The organism is Kitasatospora sp. NPDC098652 (assembly GCF_044760155.1).
Taxonomy (GTDB): domain Bacteria; phylum Actinomycetota; class Actinomycetes; order Streptomycetales; family Streptomycetaceae; genus Kitasatospora.
Genome location: NZ_JBIWAQ010000072.1, coordinates 1 through 1,007, shown reverse-complemented (window position 1 = coordinate 1,007; position 1,007 = coordinate 1). Strand labels below are relative to the sequence as shown.

Sequence of the window (1,007 nt, the reverse complement as noted above, 5' to 3'; positions counted from 1 at the left end):
CCTTGAAAGAGTGCGTAATAGCTCACTGGTCAAGTGATTCCGCGCCGACAATGTAGCGGGGCTCAAGCACACCACCGAAGTCGTGTCATTGCAGCAATAGGGCCAACGCCTGCTGTGATGGGTAGGGGAGCGTCGTGTGCCGGGTGAAGCGGCGGTGGAAACCAGTCGTGGACGGTATACGAGTGAGAATGCAGGCATGAGTAGCGATACAAGAGTGGGAAACTCTTGCGCCGATTGACCAAGGGTTCCTGGGTCAAGCTGATCTGCCCAGGGTAAGTCGGGACCTAAGGCGAGGCCGACAGGCGTAGTCGATGGACAACGGGTTGATATTCCCGTACCCGCTTTGAAGCGCCAACGCTGAACCTCTTGATGCTAAGCCCGTGAAGCCGTCCCGGAGCCTTCGGGCAAAGGGAAGTGGTGGAGCCGGTGACCCGACGGGGTAGTAGGTGAGCGATGGGGTGACGCAGGAAGGTAGTCCAGCCCGGGCGGTGGTTGTCCCGGGGTAAGGGTGTAGGCCGAGTGATAGGCAAATCCGTCACTCATTGAGGCTGAGACCTGATGCCGAGCCGATTGTGGTGAAGTGGATGATCCTATGCTGTCGAGAAAAGCCTCTAGCGAGTTTCATGGCGGCCCGTACCCCAAACCGACTCAGGTGGTCAGGTAGAGAATACCGAGGCGTTCGGGTGAACTATGGTTAAGGAACTCGGCAAAATGCCCCCGTAACTTCGGGAGAAGGGGGGCCATTCCTGGTGACGAGTCTTGCACTCCGAGCTGGGGGTGGCCGCAGAGACCAGCGAGAAGCGACTGTTTACTAAAAACACAGGTCCGTGCGAAGCCGTAAGGCGATGTATACGGACTGACGCCTGCCCGGTGCTGGAACGTTAAGGGGACCGGTTAGCTCCATTTCGGTGGGGCGAAGCTGAGAACTTAAGCGCCAGTAAACGGCGGTGGTAACTATAACCATCCTAAGGTAGCGAAATTCCTTGTCGGGTAAGTTCCGACCTGCA

General features: G+C 57.6%; 1 rRNA gene. It reads left to right on the top strand.

Annotated elements, in window-relative coordinates:
* Positions 1–1,007: ribosomal RNA gene (locus ACIQWA_RS40975) — 23S ribosomal RNA — on the top strand; the annotation flags it as partial.